Annotated in this window: 15 protein-coding genes; 10 read left to right on the top strand and 5 right to left on the bottom strand. The window is 67.9% G+C overall.

Annotated features, from left to right (window positions below; translation table 11 throughout):
- Positions 1 to 379 precede the first annotated feature (379 nt).
- Together PW843_17975 and pyrC are read right to left on the bottom strand one after the other, a co-directional pair.
- Positions 380 to 1,051: an orotate phosphoribosyltransferase gene (locus PW843_17975; protein MDE1148477.1), complete on the bottom strand. Its 672-nt coding sequence runs from the start codon at positions 1,049 to 1,051 to the stop codon at positions 380 to 382.
- A gap of 182 nt (positions 1,052 to 1,233) precedes the next feature.
- Positions 1,234 to 2,283: a dihydroorotase gene (pyrC, locus tag PW843_17970; protein MDE1148476.1), complete on the bottom strand. Its 1,050-nt coding sequence runs from the start codon at positions 2,281 to 2,283 to the stop codon at positions 1,234 to 1,236.
- A 187-nt stretch (positions 2,284 to 2,470) separates the two neighbouring features.
- Between pyrC and hisS the strand changes: the two genes are divergently transcribed.
- Both hisS and PW843_17960 read left to right on the top strand, forming a co-directional pair.
- A complete protein-coding gene (gene hisS, locus PW843_17965; GenBank protein ID MDE1148475.1) occupies positions 2,471 to 3,838 on the top strand; it encodes a histidine--tRNA ligase in 1,368 nt (455 codons plus the stop codon).
- 164 nt (positions 3,839 to 4,002) lie between these two features.
- On the top strand, positions 4,003 to 7,176 hold the full coding sequence (locus PW843_17960) for a transglycosylase domain-containing protein (GenBank protein MDE1148474.1): 3,174 nt from the start codon (positions 4,003 to 4,005) through the stop codon (positions 7,174 to 7,176).
- On the opposite strand, the gene PW843_17955 is transcribed toward PW843_17960, so the two are convergent.
- Both PW843_17955 and PW843_17950 read right to left on the bottom strand, forming a co-directional pair.
- Positions 7,173 to 8,168, bottom strand: coding sequence for an alpha/beta hydrolase (locus PW843_17955; GenBank protein MDE1148473.1), 996 nt, complete (start codon positions 8,166 to 8,168; stop codon positions 7,173 to 7,175). The genes PW843_17960 and PW843_17955 overlap by 4 nt on opposite strands.
- Positions 8,169 to 8,409: 241 nt before the next feature.
- Complete coding sequence (locus tag PW843_17950; protein MDE1148472.1) at positions 8,410 to 9,309, bottom strand: LysR family transcriptional regulator; 900 nt, start codon at positions 9,307 to 9,309, stop codon at positions 8,410 to 8,412.
- Positions 9,310 to 9,471: 162 nt separating this feature from the next.
- Here PW843_17950 and PW843_17945 point away from each other — a divergent pair, with 162 nt between their 5' ends.
- The 6 genes from PW843_17945 to PW843_17920 all read left to right on the top strand — a co-directional run bounded on the left by PW843_17945 (position 9,472) and on the right by PW843_17920 (position 16,645).
- Positions 9,472 to 10,674, top strand: a complete 1,203-nt coding sequence (locus PW843_17945) for an MFS transporter (GenBank protein MDE1148471.1) — start codon at positions 9,472 to 9,474, stop codon at positions 10,672 to 10,674.
- A 180-nt stretch (positions 10,675 to 10,854) separates the two neighbouring features.
- Positions 10,855 to 11,805 (top strand): bifunctional riboflavin kinase/FAD synthetase, encoded by a 951-nt coding sequence (locus tag PW843_17940; protein MDE1148470.1) that lies wholly within the window; start codon positions 10,855 to 10,857, stop codon positions 11,803 to 11,805.
- Between the two features lie 275 nt (positions 11,806 to 12,080).
- Positions 12,081 to 14,942, top strand: a complete 2,862-nt coding sequence (ileS, locus tag PW843_17935) for an isoleucine--tRNA ligase (protein MDE1148469.1) — start codon at positions 12,081 to 12,083, stop codon at positions 14,940 to 14,942.
- The gene (gene lspA, locus PW843_17930; GenBank protein MDE1148468.1) at positions 14,943 to 15,440 is read left to right on the top strand and encodes a signal peptidase II; all 498 of its coding nucleotides are present in this window, start codon (positions 14,943 to 14,945) and stop codon (positions 15,438 to 15,440) included.
- Between the two features lie 111 nt (positions 15,441 to 15,551).
- Positions 15,552 to 16,061: a DUF3035 domain-containing protein gene (locus tag PW843_17925; protein MDE1148467.1), complete on the top strand. Its 510-nt coding sequence runs from the start codon at positions 15,552 to 15,554 to the stop codon at positions 16,059 to 16,061.
- Between the two features lie 161 nt (positions 16,062 to 16,222).
- A complete protein-coding gene (locus PW843_17920) occupies positions 16,223 to 16,645 on the top strand; it encodes a hypothetical protein (GenBank protein ID MDE1148466.1) in 423 nt (140 codons plus the stop codon).
- A gap of 10 nt (positions 16,646 to 16,655) precedes the next feature.
- Here the strand turns inward: PW843_17920 and PW843_17915 are convergent, their stop codons facing one another.
- Complete coding sequence (locus PW843_17915; protein MDE1148465.1) at positions 16,656 to 17,696, bottom strand: DUF2807 domain-containing protein; 1,041 nt, start codon at positions 17,694 to 17,696, stop codon at positions 16,656 to 16,658.
- Positions 17,697 to 18,024: 328 nt separating this feature from the next.
- Between PW843_17915 and pgi the strand changes: the two genes are divergently transcribed.
- Positions 18,025 to 19,680, top strand: a complete 1,656-nt coding sequence (gene pgi, locus PW843_17910; GenBank protein ID MDE1148464.1) for a glucose-6-phosphate isomerase — start codon at positions 18,025 to 18,027, stop codon at positions 19,678 to 19,680.
- 317 nt (positions 19,681 to 19,997) lie between these two features.
- Positions 19,998 to 21,353 carry a pentapeptide repeat-containing protein gene (locus tag PW843_17905; GenBank protein ID MDE1148463.1) on the top strand — a complete coding sequence of 452 codons (1,356 nt, stop codon included), beginning with the start codon at positions 19,998 to 20,000 and terminating at the stop codon, positions 21,351 to 21,353.
- The last annotated feature ends 18 nt before the right edge of the window (positions 21,354 to 21,371 follow it).

Here is a 21,371-nt window from a genome sequence, read left to right as displayed (position 1 = left end):
AACCGTGCCGCACAGGTCTGTCCGATCCCGTTGATCCCGTTTGCGCCACGGGCTGACCTTCAGGTCAGTCGATTGGTCGCGCATTATGTGCGCCTTGACCGATATGAGGCGGTACAGCGGCTAGCCGATGCATTGGCGGAAGCTTCCGACAAGATCATTCAGCATCCCGACGCCGGCCTACCGGCACCACGGCCTTACCCCCACCTTGCCCGACCGGGGCAAGCTTGGGTGAAAGCGGGGAGCTATTGGATCGCCTATCAGGCGAAGCCCCGCCCGATCATCGCCGCCGTGTTCTACGAATCCGCCGACATTCCCCGGCGGCTGTAGATTTCTCCATGCCGCCGCCGGTGGTCTGCCTGCTCCTGCGGAGGCCGTCTGCTCAGCCTTCCTTGCCGCCGTTGGCGGCCGACCATTCGGCCGGGGCGTGCAGGAACTTCTCCACTTCCGCCATCGTTCCGACGTCGAAATAGTTATAATCGCGGGCCACCTTCAGCACGTCCCACCAGGTGGTCAGTGCGTGCAGGGTGACGCCGATCTCCTTCATCGTCTCCAGGCTCTTGGGGAAGATGCCGTAGTGGAAGACGACGAAGGCGTGCTCACACACCGCACCCGCCTGGCGCAGGGCGTTGACGAAGCCCACCTTGCTGCCGCCGTCGGTGGTCAGGTCTTCCACCAGCAGGATCCGGTCGCCCTCGGCGAACTGGCCCTCGATCTGGGCGTTGCGGCCAAAGCCCTTGGGCTTCTTGCGGATATACTGCATGGGCAGGCCCATGCGGTCGGCCATCCAGGCGGCGTAGGGGATGCCGGCCGTCTCACCGCCGGCGACACCGTCGAACGCCTCGAACCCGGCATCGCGCATCACCGTCTGTGCGGCGTAGTCGATGATGGCCGACCGGGCGCGGGGGAAGCTGATGACCTTGCGGCAGTCGATATAGACCGGGCTGGCCTTGCCCGAGGTCAGGATGAAGGGCTGGGCGGCGTTGAAATGGATCGCCTTGATATCCAGCAGGATGCGGGCGGTCAGGCTGGCGGCGGTCTGGGCGTCGATCATCGGGGCCTCGGGCACTGAAGGGAATTGGGAGGGTAATTACACCAACGGCATGAGCAAGTAACTCATGCCGTTGTAGGACGCGCGCCCTGTATACGAGAACGGGGGTCCGCCGGAGCGAGTACCGAAGGGCGCAGTGAGGATAGCCAAGCCGACGGATGTCGGCGCCCGGCGATTGAGGGGCGTTAATCTTCAAGCCGCCAGTCCAGCCGCTCGCCGGAGCGGAAGGGCAGGACGGCGTTGCTGCCGCCGGCGTCCACCAGGTCGGGCACGACGAAGCCGTCGCGCACCAGGGTGATGGTGTCGTCGTTGGGGGCCAGGCCGTGGAAGCGGGGGCCGTTCAGGCTGGCGAAGGCCTCCAGCGCGTCCAGCTTGCCTTCCTCATCGAACACCTGGGCGTACAGCTCGATGGCGCTGGCCGCCGTGTAGATGCCCGCACAGCCGCAGCCGGTTTCCTTCAGGCTGGTGGGGTGCGGCGCGCTGTCGGTGCCCAGGAAAAACCAGGGCTGGCCCGAGGTGGCGGCCCGGCGCAGCGCCAGGCGATGCTTCTCGCGCTTGGCGATGGGCAGGCAGTACAGGTGCGGGCGGATGCCGCCGGCGAAGATGGACGACCGGTTGATCATCAGGTGGTGGGCGGTGATGGTGCAGGCCAGGCGCCCGCTGGCGCCATGCGCCTCGACCACCGCCACGGCCTCTTCCGTGGTGGCGTGTTCCAGCACGATCTTCAGCGCCGGATAGCGCGCCATCAGGGGCAGCAGCACGCGCTCGATGAACACGGCCTCACGGTCGAAGATGTCGATGGCGGGGTCCGTCACCTCACCATGCACCAGCAGGGGCATGCCGATGTCCTGCATGCGGGCCAGCACGCCGGCCACGTTTTCCAGGTCGGTCACGCCGTGGGCGGAATTGGTGGTGGCGTGGGCGGGGTACAGCTTCACCGCCCGGAACAGGCCCTCGGCGTAGCCGGCCGCGATCTCATCGGCGCTGCTGCCGTCGGTCAGGTAGGCGGTCATCAGCGGCTGGAAGCGGGCGTCCGGGCCCAGCGCGTCCTCGATCTCCGCCTTGTAACGGCTGGCGGCGGTGCGGTCGGTCACCGGCGGCACCAGGTTGGGCATGATGATGGCCCGGCCCATCTGCCGTGCGGAATGGGGCAGCACCGCCTTCAGCATGGCGCCGGTGCGGACATGCAGGTGCCAGTCGTCGGGGCGGCGCAGGGTCAGGCGGGCGGCGGTCATGGCAAGGCTTCCGGGCAGCGTTGGGATAGGGCGGTGTCCGGGCGCCAGTCCTACGCGCTCAGGCGTCCGGGCTCAACCCCCGCTGGCCCGGGTATCACCGGGGGCGCCCATGCCTGTGGCGCGAGGCTGGGCAAATCGGGTATGAAGCCGGTTCTTATCCGTCGTTTAGCCAGCTCGAGTTTGCCCCATGGCCCTGATCGCCCCCCGCACGCCCCCCGGCACCATGGAACTGCTGCCGTCCAAGCAGATCGCGTTCCAGCGCATGCTGGACACCATCCGGCGTGGGTATGAGCGGTTCGGTTTCCTGCAGATCGAAACCCCGGTGTTTGAGACCGTGGACGTGCTGCTGACCAAGTCGGGCGGCGAGACGGAAAAGCAGATCTATTTCGTGCAGTCGACCGGCGCCCTGGAACAGGGCAAGCGGCCGGAGATCGCGCTGCGCTTCGACCTGACCGTGCCCACCGCCCGCTACGTGGCGGAGCATGAGCACGACCTCAGCTTCCCCTTCCGCCGCTATCAGATCCAGCGCGTCTACCGGGGCGAGCGGGCGCAGAAGGGCCGCTACCGCGAGTTCTACCAGTGCGACATTGACGTCATCGGCAAGGACAGCCTGTCCGTCGCCTATGACGCGGAGATGCCGGCCGTCATCTACACCGTGTTCCGCGACCTGGCGGCGGTGGGCATCAATGTCGGCCCCTTCCAGATCAACCTGTCCAACCGCAAGATCCTGCGGGGATTCCTGGAAGGGTTGGGACTGACCGAGGGCGAGGCCCAGGCCGCCGTCCTGCGCGAGATCGACAAGCTGCCCAAGGTGGGCGTGGAAGCCGTGCGCACCACCCTGACCGGCGAACAGGCGCTGTCGGCCGAGGTGGCGGACGCCATCCTGGCCTTCGTCGGCATCGACGGCACCACGGATGAAATGCTGGCCCAGGCCAAGGATTTGGCCGGCGGCAGTGACCTGGCCCAGGCCGGCCTGGATGAGCTGAGCCAGGTGGTGGCGGGCCTGCGCGCGCTGGGCGTGCCGGACAGCCATTTCCGGGTCAACTTCTCCATCACCCGCGGTCTCGATTACTACACCGGCACGGTGTATGAGACCTTCCTGACCGACTTCCCGCAGATGGGCAGCGTCTGCTCCGGCGGGCGCTACGACAACCTGGCCAGCCAGTACACCAAGAGCAAGCTGCCGGGTGTCGGCATTTCCATCGGTGCCACCCGCCTGTTCTACGTGCTGGACCAGGCCGGCCTGGTGAAGGACCAGACCAGCACCATCGACGTGCTGGTCACCCAGTTCGCGCCCGAGCTGCTGCCCGACTATCTGGCCCTGGCGGGTGAGCTGCGCACCGCCGGCCTGAATGTCGAGGTGCATCTGGAGCCGGCGAAGATCGCCAAACAGATGAAGTACGCCGACCGCGCCGGCATCCCCGTCGTGCTGATGATGGGGCCGGATGAGAAGGCCGCCGGCACCGTCACGGTGAAGCGGCTGGACAGCGGCGATCAGGCCGCCGTGGCCCGGGGCGACCTGGCGGCCCATCTGCGCAGCACCATCGGTCGCTGATCGGTCCGGGATCTGACGGCAGCACGAGCTACCTCGGGTGGGAGTCTGATCCTGATACCGCTTGATCGCGGGCGGGATTAGGCCCCTTAGTTAAGTCTGGGGATGAGCCTGTGCCTGGCGGCCTATGACAGGTCCTGCTGAGGGGGGTACCGCGTACGCGGGCGATGGTTACCAGTAGCGACAACAGCCTGGGCGACAACACGCTGGCGGCGCTGCGACCGCCGGTGTCACGCTTGGCGCCGGGGGCCAAGGCGCGCAAGGCCGTGCCCGATGGGCCCAGGAAGACGGCGTGGTGGTGGCGCCGGGGCACGCCGCTATGGGTGCGCCTGCTGGGCTGGACCACCAGCCTGGCCATCGTCGGCTGTATCGGCGGGGCGGCCTGGGTGGAAACCCAGACGTCGGGTTTCGAATCGGTGCTGCTGGCCCGCATCGGCCGCGATTTGCGCTATGCCGTCTATCCCGGGCCTACCACCGCCGTGCGGTATCCCACCGACGGCCCGTATGATGAGCGGCTGGGCTATACCCAGATCCCCAACTTCCTGGAACGTCTGACGGCCGGCCCCTACCGGGTGACGGCCCAGGCGCGCATGTCGCCCACCCTGCTGGATTACCTGGACCTCAGTTTCTATCCGCCCTATCGCGAGAAGACGTCCGCCGGCCTGACCGTGCTGGATCGCAGCGGCACCCTGCTGTACGGCGCCAGTTATCCCGAACGGGTCTTCACCGATTACGCCTCCGTCCCGCCCCTGGTGGCGCGCACCCTGCTGTTCATCGAGAACCGCAAGCTGCTGGACGCCGACCATCCCAACCGCAACCCGGCGGTGGATTGGGATCGGTTCGGCCTGGCGCTGGCGCAGATCCCCTTGCAGGTGGTCAACCCCGGCGGCCAGCGCATCGGCGGCAGCACGCTTGCGACCCAGACGGAAAAGTACCGCCATTCCGCCGGCGGGCAGACCGCCGACGGCGTGGAAAAGCTGCGCCAGATGGCGTCGGCCAGCATGCGCGCCTATATGGACGGGCCGGACACCACGGCCACCCGCTACCGCATCCTGGTGGACTATCTGAACTCCACGCCCCTGTCGGCCCGGGCCGGCATCGGGGAGATCAACGGTTTGGGTGATGGCCTGTGGGCCTGGTACGGCACCGACTTTGCCACCGCCAACCAGATCCTGCGCGACCAGCCGCAGACGGAAGAGGAACTGGCGACCCAGGCGGTGGTCTACAAGCAGGTGTTGAGCCTGCTGCTGGCCCAGCGGCGGCCGTCCTTCTACCTGGCAACCAACCGGTCGGCGCTGGACGCGCTGTGCAATGAGCACCTGCGCGTGCTGGAACAGGCGCACGTCATCGCCCCGGCGCTGGGCGACGCCGCCCAGAACTTCCAGCTGAAGTTCCGGGATGAGGTGCCGGACGTGCCCGACGTCTCCTTCGTGCAGCAGAAGGCGGTGAACGCCATCCGCAACCGCCTGCTGTCCATGCTGGGCGCCCACACCCTGTACCAGTTGGACCGGCTGGACCTGACGACCGACACCACCCTGGACCAGGCGGCGCAGGAACGGGTGACGGCCGTGCTGAAGCGCCTGGCCGAGCCTGCGGCCACGGCGGAACTGGGCCTGACCGGTGACCGGCTGCTGTCGGGTGCCGACCCGTCCAAGGTCGTCTATTCCGTCACGCTGTATGAGCGCGCACCCCACGCCAACCTGGTGCGGGTGCAGGTCGATACCCTGGACCAGCCGCTGGATTTGAACGAGGGCGCGCGGCTGGATCTGGGCTCCACCGCCAAGCTGCGCACCCTGATCTCCTATCTTGAGATCATTGAGAAGCTGTACCGCGACTATCACCAGCGCGACCGCGCCGCCCTGCTGGCCATCTCGGCGGCTGCGGACGACAACCTTACCCGCTGGGCCACCCAGACAATGGCGGACACGGGCGACCAGGGCCTGCCGGCCCTCCTGAACGCGGCGATGGAGCGGACCTACTCCGCCAACACGGGGGAGCATTTCTTCACCGGCGGCGGCCTGCACACCTTCAATAATTTCGAAAAGGAAGATGACCACCGCATCCTGACGATATCGGAGGCGCTGCGCCGGTCGGTGAACCTGGTGTTCATCCGCCTGATGCGCGACGTGGTGAACCACTACATCGCCGAAGGGCCGGCCCGGAAGGTGGACGTTATGGACGACCCCCACCACCCGGCGCGCCAGACCTACCTGGCCCAGTTCGCTGATCGCGAGGGCAGCGCCTTCCTGAATCGCTTCTGGCAGGACTACCAGGGCCTCAACCCCGATAAGGCGCTGGACAAGCTGGCGGCCAAGGTTGGCGCCCGCGCCGACCGCCTGGCCGTCATCTACCGCTCCGTCCGGCCCAACGCCACGTCGGCGGATTTGGCTCGCTTCCTGGCCGATCATGGTGCGCGCGATGGTGACGACAAGCCGGGCGCCAAGCCCCAGCCGCTGAAGCCCGCCACCGTCGCCGCCCTGTTCGAAAAGGCGGACCCGGAGCAATGGAGCCTGAACGACCGCGGCTACATGGCCGGCGTCCATCCCCTGGAACTGTGGCTGGTGGCCTATCTGCAGGAAACGCCGTCGGCGCCCAAGCGCCAGATGCTGAAGGAAAGCAGCAATTCGCGGCAGGAAAGCTATCAGTGGCTGTTCTCCACCCGTTACAAGCACGCGCAGGACACCCGCATCGGCATCGTGCTGGAGGAGGAGGCGTTCTCCCGCATCCATGCCGACTGGAAACGGCTGGGATATCCCTTCGAATCGCTGGTGCCGTCCTACGCCACCTCCATCGGCAGTTCGGGTGACCGGCCCGGCGCCCTGGCCGACCTGATGGGCATCATCGTCAATGACGGCATCCGCCTGCCCACCGCGCGTGTCACCCGCCTGCACTTCGCCGCCGCCACGCCCTACGACACCACGGTGGGCGTGGACGACCAGATGAAGGGTGAACGCGTGCTGTCCCACGATCTGGTGGAAACGGTGCGGGCCCATCTGCTGGACGTGGTGCAGAACGGTACCGCCCAGCGCGCCAAGGGCGCCTTCCACGATGCCGCCGGCAACCCCCTGCCCATGGGTGGCAAGACCGGCACCGGCGACCAGCGCTTCGACCGCTTCGGCCCTGGCGGCGTGCTGCTGGAATCACGGGTGGTGAACCGCACCGCCACCTTTGTCTTCTATGCGGGCGACCGTTTCTTCGGCGTCATCACCGCCCATGTCCACGGCGCCCAGGCGGCCAACTACCACTTCACCAGCGCCCTGCCGGCCCAGCTGCTGCGCGTCCTGGCGCCGGCCTTGCAGCCCCTGATGCTGATGCCGCCGGATGATGGGGAGCGGGGCTAAAACCCCTGATCTTCCAGGAAATCGTCGATGTCGGCCCAGACCGCCTGGCGGATGGCGTTGCGCTCCATCATCAACTCATGCTGGGCGCCGGGATAGCGGTGGAACTGGGCATTGGGCAGGCGGCGGGACATGGTGCGCAGGGCGGATGACCGCACCACCCGGTCATTGCCGGCCGCCAGGAACTGGACCGGCAATGTCAGGTTGGCCACGTTGATCCGGCGCAGATGGTCGATGGACCGGCACGCGGCCGCCAGCCAGCCATAGGTGACGCCCCCCAGGATCAGGTCGGGTTGGGCGGCGTAGGCGTCCAGCGCCACGCGAAATCTTTCAGCGTCGCCGGTCAGGGGGTTGTTGGCGAAGGTCTGCGCCGTGGCGGGATCGAAGTCATGCTGGCCGGGGGCGTAATCCTCCGCCCGGCCACGATGGCAGGCCAACGCGGCCAGCAGGCTGACGACACGGTGGGGCAGGGGGGCGGTGTGCACCTCCAGCATCGCGGCCGACAGGATCAGGGCGTTGAGGCGCGGCACCTCCAACGCCATGTCGCAATCCAGCGCATGGCGCAGCATCAGGTGGCCGCCCATGCTGTGGGCGAAGGCGATGACCGGGCCGGTGGGCGGGCACAGGGTCGCCAGGATGGCGTCCAGATCCTCAAGGTAAGTGGTGAAGTCGTCGATGTGGCCCTTTTGCCGGTTGGCCAGCGGGCGGGACGACAGGCCCTGGCCCCGCCAGTCGAAGGACACCACGCGCCAGCCGCGCGCCGCCCATTCCCCGGCCTGTTCGGCATATTTTTCCAGGAATTCGCTGCGGCCGTTGACCAGCACACAGGTGCCGCGCTGGCCCGAGGGGGCGTCGCCCACCCCGTCCTGCCACACGCCCAGGCGCAGCTGCGCGCCGTCCGGCCGCTGCAGATGGAAGGTGGACCAGTGTCCGGCGCCGTCCGCCGGGCCTGCCGGTGCTGGGGACCGGCTATCCATGACGTCGATGCTTGCCACCACTCGCTCCTGCACCCAATGATCTGCACCCGATGGCTTGGAACCACCATCCCAAACCCGTTGCAAACCCGCTATCGCTCAGGTCCGTTCTCACGAACCCCGCCGATTTTCCCGCCTGCCGGATTGCATTGTCGGCGTGATTCGCGTCCCTGATCAAGTGCGGGCGGCCAGGAATTTAAGGAACGTGGTCACTGGCCCTGTGACCCTGGATCATAGTGGCCCCGCCACGCTATGCGGGTGCTCACATAAGCGGTGCGCGGGCCAGGAAGTTGCGGACCAGCGTGCTGGTATCACCCCGGCGCCAGGCCAGCACCAGCTTGGCCATAGGCGGCGGTATGGCCGGCAGGGGCGCCAGCGGGCGGAAGGTGACACCATCCACCCGCACCTGGGCCATGGACGCCGGCATGATGGACACGCCCAGTTCGGCCGCCACCAGATTGACGATGGAACTCATCTGCGGTGCCGTCTGGCCCGGCCGGGGATCGAACCCCGCCGCCCGGCAGGCCGCCAGGGTGGCCTCGAACAGGGTGGGGCCGTTGGCGCGGGGAAACAGGATGAAAGGATCGTCCTTCAGCAGCGCCAGATCCAGCGGCTTGGATGGTTCCTTTGCTGCTGGATGGCCGCTGGGCAGCACCACCACCATGGGTTCCTCGGCCAGCACCCGGAATTGCACGCCCGTGCCGGGCGGCGGCTCGATGCGCAGGAAAACGATGTCCACCGTGCCGTCGGCCAGTGCTGCCAGCAGGGGAACGGAGTTGGATTCCGACAGGCTGAGGTCCACGTCGGGATAGGCGCGGCGGAAGGACCGGATGGCGCCCGCCACCATCGGGTTAAAGGCGGCCGATGCGGTGAAGCCCACGCGCAGGCTGCCCAGCTCGCCCCGTGCCGCCCGGCGGGCGGCCTCCACCGCCTGCTGCGCCAGGCCCGGCAGGGCCGACACCCGGTCCCGGAAGGCGCGGCCGGCCTCCGTCAGTTCGGCGCCGTGGGGCACGCGGTGGAACAGGGGGGCGCCCACCTCCCGCTCCAGATCCTTGATCTGTTGGCTGAGCGGCGGCTGGCCGATGCCTACCCGCGCCGCCGCCCGGGTGAAGTTGCCTTCCTCGGCCACCGCCAGGAAATAGCGGATGTGACGCAGTTCCATGGGGGTTCTCGAAGGGTGGCTTTTGTTGATGATAGTATTGATAAAAGCGATGGCAATCACCTGTACCATATATTGGACGTCTGGCGCTGGGGGCGCCACCTTCATGTGATTGGCGCGCCGCCCATCCATTTGGCGGCGGTATCTTTCAAGCGGACATGAGTCATGGAATCCCAGCACTGGCGGCGGAACCTGTTCGTCTGCCTCTTCGGGTCGTTCACCACCATCGCGGGCCTGAGCCTGATCATGCCCTTCCTGCCCCTGTATGTGGCGCATCTGGGCGTGACCGGGCATGCCGCCATCGTGCAGTGGTCGGGTGTCGCCTATGGCGCGACCTTCCTGGGGGCCGGCGCCACCGCCCCCTTGTGGGGCAAGCTGGCCGACCGCCATGGCCGCAAGGTCATCCTGATCCGCGCCAGCCTCAGCATGGCCATCGCCGTGTCGCTGACCGGCCTGGTGCAGGACGTCTACCAGCTGGTGGCCTTGCGCCTGCTGGCGGGGGTGCTGGGCGGCTATGGTTCGGGTTCCGTCGTGCTGGTGGCGACGCAGTCGCCCAAGGCACGGGCCGGCTGGGCGCTGGGCGTCTTGTCCACCGGCATGCTGGCGGGGGCCCTGGCCGGGCCGCTGATCGGCGGTCTGCTGCCGGGATTGATCGGCCTGCGGCCCACCTTCTTCGCCGCCGGCGGCGCCATCTTCCTGACCTTCATCGCCACCGCCACCCTGATCCGGGAAGAGGCGCGGCCCAAGGGTAAGGCCCGTCTTTACCAAGGCAGCGCCTGGGCCCATGTCGCGGACCGGCGGGCGGTCTACGCCATGCTGCTGACGGCCTGCATGCTGATGGTGGCCAACATGTCGATCGAACCCATCATCACCCTTTATGTCGGCCAGGTGGCAGCACCGGGCAGCGACCTGGCCCTGCTGTCCGGCCTGGTCATGGCGGGCGGGGCGCTGGCCAGCATGCTGGCCGCCCCCCGGGTGGGGCGCCTGACCGACACGATGGGGCCGTGGACGGTGGTCATCGGCTGCCTGGCTGCCACCGGTGCGCTGATGATCCCCCAGGCTTTCGTCACCCATGTCTGGCAACTAATCGCCCTGCGTTTCCTGATGGGGTTGACCCTGGCGGGCCTGCTGCCGGCCATCACCACGCTGATCCGCCATAGCGTGCCGGATGGTGCTGCCGGTGCCATCCTGGGCTATTCCACCTCCGCCCAGTTCGCGGGCCAGGTGGCGGGGCCGCTGATCGGCGGCTTCATCGGCGCGCATGTCGGCATGCGGGCGGTGTTCTTCGTGACGGCCGCCCTGCTGTTCGCCGTCGCCGCCCTGAACGCCCGGCTGCGGCCCCGGGCGGTGCCGGCTGCGGTGGTTTGATATCGCATGCGCATGCCTGGACGCCGCGCATGCTATCGCATGTGCACATGGGGGCTTTGCACGGGCGGGTGTTAAAGCCTATATGCGGAGCCGGCGGATACCCGTTAGCCTTGCGGCCTCGCGGATATCAGCCGCCCGTAGCAGTGTCCCCCTTGAGTACCCATGGAAAGCCGTCGCCCCATGAAACTCCTGCGCCACTATGAGGATGCGCCCGCCGAAATGCGGGGGGCCGTGGTGGCCCTGGGCAATTTCGACGGCGTGCACCTGGGCCACCAGGCGGTGATCAGCCAGGCCCGCGCCATGGCCGCCGACCTGGGCCGTCCCGCCGTGGTGGTGACGTTCGAGCCGCACCCCCGCACTTTCTTCCGCCCCGACGACGCCCCCTTCCGCCTGACGCCGCTGCGCATCAAGACGCGGCTGGTTGAGGCCTTGGGCATCGATGCCATGGTCGTGCTGCACTTCGACGACGCCCTGTCGCACATGACGGCGGAGGATTTCGTGGTCAAGGTGCTGGCGGACGGACTGGGCGTCCACCATGTCGTCGCCGGTTACGACTTCCTGTTCGGCCATCAGCGCGGCGGCGACATGACGCTGCTGCGAACCCTGGGCGCCCGCCATGGCTTCGGCGTGACCGAGGCGCGGCCGGTGGCCGATGGCCAGGGTGAGGTCTATTCCTCGACAGCCGTGCGCCGGCATTTGCAGGAAGGCCGCCCGCTGGAGGCCGCCGCCATCCTGGGCCACCCCTTCGAAATCGAGGGCCGGGTGGAACATGGCGACAAGCGGGGCCGCACCATCGGCTTCCCCACGGCGAACATCGAGGTGCAGGAATATCTGCGCCCGCGCTTCGGCGTCTATTCCATGCGCGCTGGCGTGGATGCCGGCGCCGAAACCGTCTGGCACGACGGTGTCGCCAACCTGGGCCGCCGCCCCACGGTGGGCGGCCTGGTGGAACGGCTGGAAGCCCACCTGTTCGACTTCGATGACGACCTCTACGGTCGCCATGTCCGTGTCCAACTGCTGGACTTCATCCGCCCTGAAATGAAGTTTGAGAACTTCCAGGCGCTGAAGGACCAGATCGTCCAGGATTCGGCCGAGGCCCGCCGCCGGCTGGCCGGCTCCCCCAAGGCATGATTCCGGTCACGACCTTGACGCCCTGCCGCCCCGCCCCATCCTGCTTGACCCATCGGGGCCGGCTGCTAACATCCGCCGCGATGTTGATACGGCGCCACGACAGGGTCATGGACCTGCGAATTATCGACCCGGTCTCCTGAGGGGGGCCGGGCAAAGGGTGTTTCCGCATCTGCGCACCCCCACCACCATATCCCAAACGGCTTGACGCCCGGGCGCCCGCATCAGCGTCCGGAAGTGTCTGGGCCGCCATCCGAACACCGGATTTTTGACCTGCCATGACCCGCGATCTTAAAGACACCGTCTTCCTGCCGCGCACCGATTTCCCCATGCGCGGCGGCCTGCCGAAGAAGGAGCCGGAGCTGCTTGCCCATTGGGCGGCCATCGACCTGTACGGCCGGTTGCGCCAGGACGGTGCCGAGCGCGCGCCCTTCGTGCTGCATGACGGCCCCCCTTATGCCAACGGCAACATCCACATCGGCCACGCGGTCAACAAGATCCTGAAGGACGTGGTCATCCGCAGCCAGCAGATGCAGGGCCGCAACGCGGTCTACGTCCCCGGCTGGGACTGCCACGGCCTGCCCATCGAATGGAAGATCGAGGAAAAGTACCGCAAGGCCGGCAAGGACAAGGACGAGGTTCCGGTCCTGCAGTTCCGCAGCGAATGCCGCACCTTCGCCGCCGAATGGGTGGGCATCCAGGCCGCCGAGTTCCGCCGCCTGGGGGTTGAGGGCGACTGGCAGAACCCCTACCTGACCATGGCGTTCGATGCCGAATCCGCCATCGTCCGTGAGATCCACAAGTTCCTGCTGAATGGCGGCCTGTACAAGGGGTCCAAGCCCGTCATGTGGTCGGTGGTGGAAAAGACCGCCCTGGCCGAGGCCGAGGTCGAGTACCAGGACGTGACCTCGCCCATGATCTGGGTGCGTTTCCCCGTGGTGACCACCTCCGCCCCGGCGCTCCAGGGAGCCAGCGTCGTCATCTGGACCACCACGCCCTGGACCATGCCGGGCAACCGCGCCGTGGCCTATGGCGAGGACATCCCGTACGCCGTCTACACAGTGACCGAGGCCAATGAGGGCTCGCTCGCCAAGGTGGGTGAGAAGCTGGTTCTGGCCCAGGCGCTGGCCGACGGTGTCGCCACTTCCGCCAAGGCGACGTTCGAGAAGGGCGCCGACGTCACCGCCGCTGATCTGGCGGGCGGCATCCTGGCCCATCCCTTCCATGGACATCCTGAGGCCAATGGCGGCTACGACTTCGCCGTGCCGCTGCTGCCGGGCGACCATGTCACGTCGGACGCCGGTACCGGCTTCGTCCACACCGCCCCCGGCCATGGTGCCGAGGACTATGAGGTGGGCCGCAAGTACGGGCTGGAAACGCCGCAGACCGTGGACGCGGACGGCAGCTATTACCCCCATGTCCCGCTGTTCGCCGGCGCCCGCGTCTATACGCCGGAAGGCAAGCCGGGCGACGCCAACGGCCGGTCCATCAGCACCCTGATCAATCAAGGCGCCCTGCTGGCCAAGGGCAACCTGAAGCACAGCTACCCGCACAGCTGGCGGTCCAAGGCGCCGCTGATCTTCCGCAACACGCCGCAATGGTTCATCTCCATGGACACCAACGACCTGCGGACGCGGGCGCTGGAGGCGATTGACGCGACGCAGTGGGTGCCGCCGCAGGGCCGCAACCGCATCTATTCCATGGTGGAAAGCCGCCCCGACTGGTGCATCAGCCGCCAGCGCGCCTGGGGCGTGCCCATCGCCCTGTTCCTGTCCAAGCGCGACGGCCAGCCCCTGAAGGATGAGGGCGTGCTGAACCGCATCGCCAGCTTCTTCGAGACCGAAGGGGCGGACGCCTGGTACACGCGGCCGGCGGCCGATTTCCTGGGCCCGGATTTCGATCCGGCCGATTACGACCAGGTGTTCGACATCGTCGACGTCTGGTTCGAATCGGGCTCCACCCACGCCTTCGTGCTGGAACGCCGCAACGATTTGTCCTCGCCCGCCGATCTCTACCTGGAAGGCTCGGACCAGCATCGCGGCTGGTTCCATTCCTCGCTGCTGGAAAGCTGCGGCACCCGCGGCCGTGCCCCCTTCAAGGCGGTGCTGACCCACGGCTTCGCTCTGGATGAACAGGGCCGCAAGATGTCCAAGTCGCTGGGCAACGTGGTGGCGCCGCAGCAGGTGATGGAGGAATACGGCGCCGATATCCTGCGCCTGTGGGTCGTGGGTTCCGACTATTCCGAAGACCTGAAGGTCGGCAAGGAAATCCTGAAGAGCAACGCGGACCTCTACCGCCGCCTGCGCAACACCCTGCGCTACATGCTGGGTGCGCTGGCCGACTTCAGCGATGTCGAGCGGGTGGAACCGGCGCAGATGCCGGAACTGGAGCGCTGGGTCCTGCACCGCCTGGCGGAGATGGACGCCATCGTGCGCCAGTCCACCAAGGAATACGACCTGCACCGCCTGATCACCGAGCTGCATAACTTCTGCGCGGTGGACCTGTCGGCCTTCTACTTCGACGTCCGCAAGGACAGCCTGTACTGCGACGCGCCCACCGACGCCCGCCGCCGCGCCGTGCGCACCGTGCTGGAGCAGTTGTTCCTCACCCTGACGGCCTGGCTGGCCCCCATCCTCTGCTTCACGGCGGAAGAGGCCTGGCTGGCCTTCCGGGCGGAGGGCGACGACGCCTGCCGCGCGGCGTTGCCCGAGAGCGTGCACCTGCGCCAGTTCCCGGAAATCCCGGCCGATTGGCGCGACGACGCCCTGGCGGCCCGCTGGGCCACGGTGCGCGACGTGCGCCGCGTGGTGACGGGGGCCCTGGAACTGAAGCGCGCCGACAAGACCATCGGCTCCTCCCTCCAGGCCCACCCCACGGTCTATGTGGCGGCGGAACACCAGGCGGCGCTGGGCACGCTGGACTTGGCGGAGATCAGCATCACCTCCTCCATCACCGTCACCGTGGGGGCCGCACCCGAGGGCGCCTTCACCTTGGCCGATGTGGCGGGCGTGGGCGTGGTGTTCGCCCCGGCGGATGGCGAGAAGTGCGAGCGCTGCTGGCGCATCCTGCCGGAGGTGCCGGCCGCCGATGTGGCGGGTGAGCATCTGTGCCACCGCTGCGACGACGCGGTGGGCGTTTAAATGAGCGCTCTGTCCCGTGTGCTGGGGCGCTTCGGCGTGCCGGGCCTGGTGGCGGCGATCCTGATTCTGGTCGCGGACCAGGCCAGCAAGGTCGCCATCCTGGCCCGATTCCCCGAGGCGGGGGACGGGGTGACCCTGTTCCCCTTCTTCAACCTGGTGCTGGTTTGGAACCACGGCGTCAGTTTCGGCCTGTTTAATAAGGGCGGCGCGACGGGCACGGTCATGTTGATCGTGTTAGCCCTGGTGATCACCGCCGCCATGGCGGTGTGGATGCGGCGCGCGTCCCGCCTGATCGAGGCGGTGTGCGCCGGCATGGTGATCGGCGGGGCGTTGGGGAACGTGATCGACCGGCTGCGTCTGGGCGCAGTCGTTGATTTCCTGGACTTCCACATCGCGGCATGGCATTGGCCGGCATTCAACGTTGCCGATAGCGGCATCGTCGTCGGCATGCTGCTGCTGGTCGTGGATGGGCTGTTCGCCAAGCCCGCGACGCGGTAGGGTGTCGCCGGTCAAGTGATGGGGGTCCCGGCTTGGTGCCGGCGGCCTTGGGTTACGGGTCAGGTTCACGGGGATACCGGTTGTCCGGTCCCGCATTCGACGGACGAGGATATGGGCGAGAATTCTAAGGTGTTTGGCGTGCGGCTGGTGCTTGCGGTCGCCGGTCTGGCGGCCCTGACGGGTTGCGACAGCATGAGTGCCTTGTTCGGTGGGGCGCGGTCGACCCCGGACGAGTTCCGGGTGCTGGCGCGCGCGCCGCTGGAGGTGCCGCCCGACTTCAACCTGCGTCCGCCGCAGCCGGGCAGCCCCCGCCCCCAGGAACTGGTGAAGGAAACCCGCGCCACCGGTACCGTGTTCGGCGCCGCCACCACCGAGGCGACGGCCGTGGCCTCGGCCACCGCCAACCAGAGCAAGGGCGAGGCCGCATTGGTGGCCAAGGCCGGCGCCGATCAGGCCGATCCCCAGATTCGCCAGCTGGTGGACAAGGAATGGCCGGGCGTGGTCGTCGGCGACCGCAGCTTCCTGGACAGCCTGATGTTCTGGAAGGGCGACAGCGCCCCGCCCGCCAACGCCCCCGTCGTCAGCCGCAACAGCAGTTCCGCCGGCGGCGGCGCCCAGTAAACTTGACCGACCCGAAAAAGCCCGGACGGAGATGCCTGTCCGGGCTTTTTGTCATGAAGGTTTGTCCCGCAATAGGATCGGGTGTCCGGCGGCTTTAACCATGTTGGCACGGCGGTTGCTGGTGCCCCCCTGACCCGCGATCCGCGCAGTTGGGGATACCGATGACCTTCACCTTCGATGATTTCAAGGCCCGTTTCTTTCCCGGCCCCGCCGTTCCGGACGGGAGTGGGTCGGCCAGGGGACCAGGCGCCCGACCCGCGCGGACGCCGGACCACATCGACGGCATTCCCCTCTCGGCAATCCTTGCCGCCATCAAGGCAGATCCTGCCGCCCTGGATCGCCGTCGCGAGGTGCTGGAGGGGGAAATCCGTTCCCTATGGTCCACCCTTCAGGGCCTGGTGCGGGAATACCGTACCCTGACCGAAGATGCCGTCGGTCCCCAGGGTATCGCGCCGACCTTGCCGGCCGCTTCCTTGGCCACGGCGCAATCGCCGCGGGAAATGGCCGATGTCCTGGCCGGCGGACCGCCCGTGCCACCGCGTGTCCGGTCCATGGTGCGCCCGGCCCGCAGCCTTACGCGCTGACCGCCTGCCCTCAGTGGCCATCCACGTGCAGCGTGCCGCTGCCGCCGCCTGTCTTGTTCATATGGCCGGTCACGGCGGCGATGTGCATGTCGCCGCTGCCGGACAAGGAAACGGCGGCGTCGGTGACCGTGCCCATGATGGTGGCCTCGCCGCTGCCCGTGATGGCGGCGGTCAGGGTGCCGATGGTGCCGCCGTCGATGGTGACGTCGCCGTTGCCCGACTGGTTCAGCACGGCGGTGGGGGCCGTCACCGACCGGATGGCCAGGCTGCCGGAACCGGCCAGGTCGGCCGACAACGCGCCCTGCACCCGCTCCACCTCCGTATCCCCCGACCCATGCGCCACCAGGCGCAGGCTGGCCACCGCCGGCAGCTGCACGTCGCCCGATCCGCTGAGCTTGACCGTGGCGGGGCCCACGCTGCCGCCGTGGAGGGTAACGTTGCCGCTGCCGCTGATCTCAAGATCCAGCGCCGGGCCTGTCATCTGGTCGATGGCCAGGGTGCCCGACCCAAGGGAGCGCAGGGTCAGGGCGCCGTCCAGCCGGTCCAGCGCCACATCGCCCGATCCGCGCGACTGCACCTGGATGCCGCCCTTGATGGACCCGCCCTTGACGTCGCCGGATCCGTCCAGGGTCAGGACCGTGGCGCCGTAGTCGCCATCCGCCACATAGTCGGTGGAACCGGACTCCTTGATCTCCAGCGGGATGCCGGCCGGCACGGCGATCTCGATCTCCAGCGTGGGCTGCCAGTCGTTCCAGTCCCGGTTGCCACGCCGGTAGCAGCGCTGGCTGGTGGCGCCCAGCTGGGCCGTCGCGCCGCTGGTGGTGCTGGTCAGCTGGTCCACTTCCCCCTGATCCTCCGCCATCGCCTGGATGCGGATGGTGTGGCCGCCCGCCGCCGTGGTGATGTGCACCGACTTGGCGCAGGGGGTGGTGATCTTCAGCGCGTCGCCGGTCAGCGTGAAGTTGCGTTCCGCCGCGTGCGCGACGCCCGTCAGGGCGGCCAGGGTGCCGGCGAGGGACACGGCGAGGGCGGTGCGGCGGTGGCGGAACATGGGCCGGGACTTCCGAATAAGGGGTGACGGTCCCATTTGCCGCCGACGCGAATCGTCGATCAAGGGTGCCTGTGGCGCTGGAACCAATCCGGCCGTCCGCTCGCGCGTAAGTGGTCCCCCCTGGTAGCGTCGCGGCGGATGAAGTGACCCGCGTCCACGCCCACCTTTGGGTGGTTTCGTGACGTAAACCCGTGGAAAAAACGCGTCAATTGGACGTAATCCCCCGCGTACCCCTGCCTTGGGGCTGCCGCCCGTGCTAAACCGCTCAGGCTTTTCCGGGGGCGGGACAATGGGGTCCAGGCGCCCTGGCCACAGGAGATCCAAGACCATGTCCGCCACGCCCGACACGCCCCTGGTGCAAACCCCCGCTTGGGAGGCGCTGGCCCAGCACCGGCAGGCCATGGACGGCGTGCACATGCGCGACCTGTTCGCCGCCGATCCGGAACGGTTCGAGCGCTACAGCCTGAAGCTGGGCACCCTGCTGCTGGACTATTCCAAGAACCGGCTGACCGACGAGACGCTGCCCCTGCTGCTGGACTTCGCCCGGTCGCGCGATCTGGAAGGCTGGCGCGACCGCATGTTCGCCGGTGCCGCCATCAACCTGACGGAGGGCCGCGCCGTCCTGCACACAGCATTGCGCCAGCCCAGGGGCGCCAGCGTCCTGGTCGACGGCCACAACGTGGTGCCGGACGTGCACGCCGTGCTGGACCGCATGGGCGCCTTCGCCACCGCCGTGCGCGAGGGTGAGTGGCGTGGCTGGACCGGCCAGCCCATCACCGACATCGTCAACATCGGCATCGGCGGGTCCGACCTGGGGCCGGTGATGATCACCCAGGCGCTGACACCCTACCATCACGCCCATCTGCAGGCGCACTTCGTCTCCAACGTCGACGGTACCCATATCGCCGAGGTGCTGAAGAAGGTGGATGCGGAGACGACGCTGTTCATCATCGCGTCCAAGACCTTCACCACCCAGGAAACCCTGGCCAACGCCCACACGGCGCGCGACTGGCTGCGCGCCCAGGGCGCCCCGGCCGAGGCGGTGGCCAAGCACTTCGTGGCCGTGTCGACCAACGCCAAGGAGGTGTCGGCCTTCGGCATCGACACCGACAACATGTTCGGCTTCTGGGACTGGGTCGGCGGCCGCTACAGCCTGTGGTCGGCCATCGGCCTGCCCATCCTGCTGATGGTGGGCTCGGCGCGCTTCGCCGAACTGCTGGCCGGCGCCCACGCGATGGATGAGCATTTCCGGACCAGCCCGCTGGACGCCAACATGCCCGTGCTGCTGGGCCTGATCGGCCTGTGGTACGTGAACTTCTGGGACGCGCAGTCCCAGGCCGTGCTGCCCTATGACCAGTACCTGGCCCGCCTGCCGGCCTACCTGCAGCAGGCCGACATGGAGAGCAACGGCAAGGGCGTGGACCGTGAAGGCCGCCCGGTGGACTACGCCACCGGCCCGGTGCTGTTCGGTGAGCCCGGCACCAACGGCCAGCACGCCTTCTACCAGCTGATCCACCAGGGCACGCCCCTGATCCCGGCCGACTTCCTGGCGCCGATCGAGACCCACAACCCGGTGGGTCGCCACCACACCTTGCTGCTGGCCAACTTCCTGGCCCAGACCGAGGCCCTGCTGCTGGGCAAGACCGAGGATGAGGCCCGCGCCGAGCTGGCCGGCCAGGGCCTGGATGGCGAGGAACTTGAGGATCTGGTGCCGCACAAGGTGTTCACCGGCAACCGCCCGACCAACACCCTGCTGTTCCAGAAGCTGGACCCCCACACCCTGGGCATGCTGGTCGCCCTGTACGAACACAAGATCTTCGTCCAGGGCATCCTGTGGAACCTGAATTCCTTCGACCAGTGGGGCGTGGAACTGGGCAAGCAGTTGGCCAAGGCCATCCTGCCGGAACTGGAAGGCGGCGCCCGGCGCGGCCATGACTGCTCCACCGCCGGCCTGATCCGTGTGGTGCGCGAAGGATTGCGCTGAGTTTTAACGCCCCCTCAAGCGCCGGGCGCCAGCATCCGCTGGCTGGGCTGATCCTCGGTTTCCAGTACGCTTCGCTTCCCGGAAACCTCCGGCGGCTGCGGTCGCAGCCTACAGCGGCATGGGGCAGAACCTCATGCCGCTGATATTAGGCCCGTCCTTCAGTTCATGTGGATAGCATTGCGGTGACCATTTCCGGTTGCCGCGATGCCGTTCCCCGTTTTTCCTTAAAAGCGGGCTATACTTGGGGGTAAACTTGTCCAGGGCCGGTATCCGCACCAGACTCCCTGGGGTTAAGGATGCCCCGAAGGGTTGTGGGAATGGATAGCGGCGCGCACGGTAAAGGCAACGTTCAGGACCGGCCGCCCATGGTGCGCCTGACGCAGGAACAGCTGGACGTGGTGCTGAAAAAGCACGCCATGTTCCGCAACGCCCGGGTGGGCGGGGCGCGCGCCGTGCTGGCCCGCATGGATCTCAGCGGCCTGAACATGTCCGGCAAGGATTTGAGCCACGCCGACTTCACCCACGCCGTGCTGCGCGACGCCGACCTCAGCCACACCTATCTGGAATGCGCCACCCTGTTCGTCGCCGACCTGCGCGGCGCCAACATGCGCAACGCCAAGCTGGTGAAGGCGGATCTGCGCGGCGCCTGCCTGCGGGGCGCCAACCTGTGCGGCGCCGACCTGTTCGATGCCGATCTGCGCGACGGCACCCTGGCGGCCCGCGCCCGCAATGGCGAGTTGGAGGTCATCCAGGTCGACCCCACCACGTCGGATTTGCAGGAGGCCAACCTGCGGGGGTCCAACCTGACCAACGCCCGGCTGTCCGGCTCCGTCGCCATGCACACCGACTTCACCGACGCCATCATGCGCGGGGCCAAGCTGGTGCGGGCCAACCTGCGCGGCTCCAAGCTGGACGGCGCCAATTTGGAAGGGGCGGACATGTCGGGTGCCGACGTGCGCGGCGCCAGCCTGAAGGGGGCCGTGCTGATCGGCACCGTCATGAACATGACGGAACTGGGCGGCGCCGACATGACCGGCGTGCTGACGGAAAAGCCCCGCGGCACGCCCGTGGCGGATCTGGGCCGGCCCCTGTCGGAACTGCTGAGCCTGCACACCACCTGGGTGGGCACGGCGGGGCGTGAGGGCATGGCCCTGGATTTGAGCGGCGTCGATTTGCGGGGTGCCGGTGCGCCCCTGTCGCGCGCCATGCTGACGCGGGCGGTGGCGCGCAACGCCGTGTTCTACGGCCTGGACCTGACGGGCATCCAATTGCAGGTGGGTCAGTTCGACAGCGCGGACTTCCGTACCACCACCATGACGGATGCCGATTTGCGCGGCGGCAATTTCGCCGGTGCCCAGTTCAACGCCGCCAATTTGCGCAACGCCAAGCTGGACTATCTTCAGCTGGACGGCGACCGCCATGTGCGCACCAACCTGACCGGTTGCGTGCTGCGCAACGCCGACCTCAGCGGTGCCCGCATGCGCCGCGTGCGCCTGTCCCAGGCCGACCTCAGCCACGCCGATTTGCGCGGCGCCGACCTGCGTGAGGCCGACCTGCGCGGCGCCAACCTCAGCGGCGCCATGCTGCGCGAGGACCAGGTGCAGGCGGCCGACTTCACCGGCGCCCGCGGCCTGCCGCGCAGCTGGCAGGTGCGCTACGTGGTGCAGGACTGATCCGTCCGGTGGTGGCGC

It is taken from the genome of Azospirillaceae bacterium (assembly GCA_028283825.1).
Taxonomy (GTDB): Bacteria; Pseudomonadota; Alphaproteobacteria; order Azospirillales; family Azospirillaceae; genus Nitrospirillum.
The sequence above is the reverse complement of the archived record's forward strand: the minus strand, read 5'-3'. Positions and strand labels throughout refer to the sequence as shown.

Bases quoted from the DNA above. Each gene is read 5' to 3' on its own strand.
- PW843_17925 (MDE1148467.1), top strand. From the start codon at position 15,552: ATGGGCGAGAATTCTAAGGTGTTTGGCGTGCGGCTGGTGCTTGCGGTC.
- PW843_17915 (MDE1148465.1), bottom strand. From the start codon at position 17,696: ATGTTCCGCCACCGCCGCACCGCCCTCGCCGTGTCCCTCGCCGGCACC.
- PW843_17950 (MDE1148472.1), bottom strand. From the start codon at position 9,309: ATGGAACTGCGTCACATCCGCTATTTCCTGGCGGTGGCCGAGGAAGGC.
- PW843_17945 (MDE1148471.1), top strand. From the start codon at position 9,472: ATGGAATCCCAGCACTGGCGGCGGAACCTGTTCGTCTGCCTCTTCGGG.
- pyrC (MDE1148476.1), bottom strand. From the start codon at position 2,283: ATGACCGCCGCCCGCCTGACCCTGCGCCGCCCCGACGACTGGCACCTG.
- PW843_17975 (MDE1148477.1), bottom strand. From the start codon at position 1,051: ATGATCGACGCCCAGACCGCCGCCAGCCTGACCGCCCGCATCCTGCTG.
- hisS (MDE1148475.1), top strand. From the start codon at position 2,471: ATGGCCCTGATCGCCCCCCGCACGCCCCCCGGCACCATGGAACTGCTG.
- pgi (MDE1148464.1), top strand. From the start codon at position 18,025: ATGTCCGCCACGCCCGACACGCCCCTGGTGCAAACCCCCGCTTGGGAG.
- PW843_17960 (MDE1148474.1), top strand. From the start codon at position 4,003: ATGGTTACCAGTAGCGACAACAGCCTGGGCGACAACACGCTGGCGGCG.
- PW843_17905 (MDE1148463.1), top strand. From the start codon at position 19,998: ATGGATAGCGGCGCGCACGGTAAAGGCAACGTTCAGGACCGGCCGCCC.
- ileS (MDE1148469.1), top strand. From the start codon at position 12,081: ATGACCCGCGATCTTAAAGACACCGTCTTCCTGCCGCGCACCGATTTC.
- PW843_17940 (MDE1148470.1), top strand. From the start codon at position 10,855: ATGAAACTCCTGCGCCACTATGAGGATGCGCCCGCCGAAATGCGGGGG.
- lspA (MDE1148468.1), top strand. From the start codon at position 14,943: ATGAGCGCTCTGTCCCGTGTGCTGGGGCGCTTCGGCGTGCCGGGCCTG.
- PW843_17920 (MDE1148466.1), top strand. From the start codon at position 16,223: ATGACCTTCACCTTCGATGATTTCAAGGCCCGTTTCTTTCCCGGCCCC.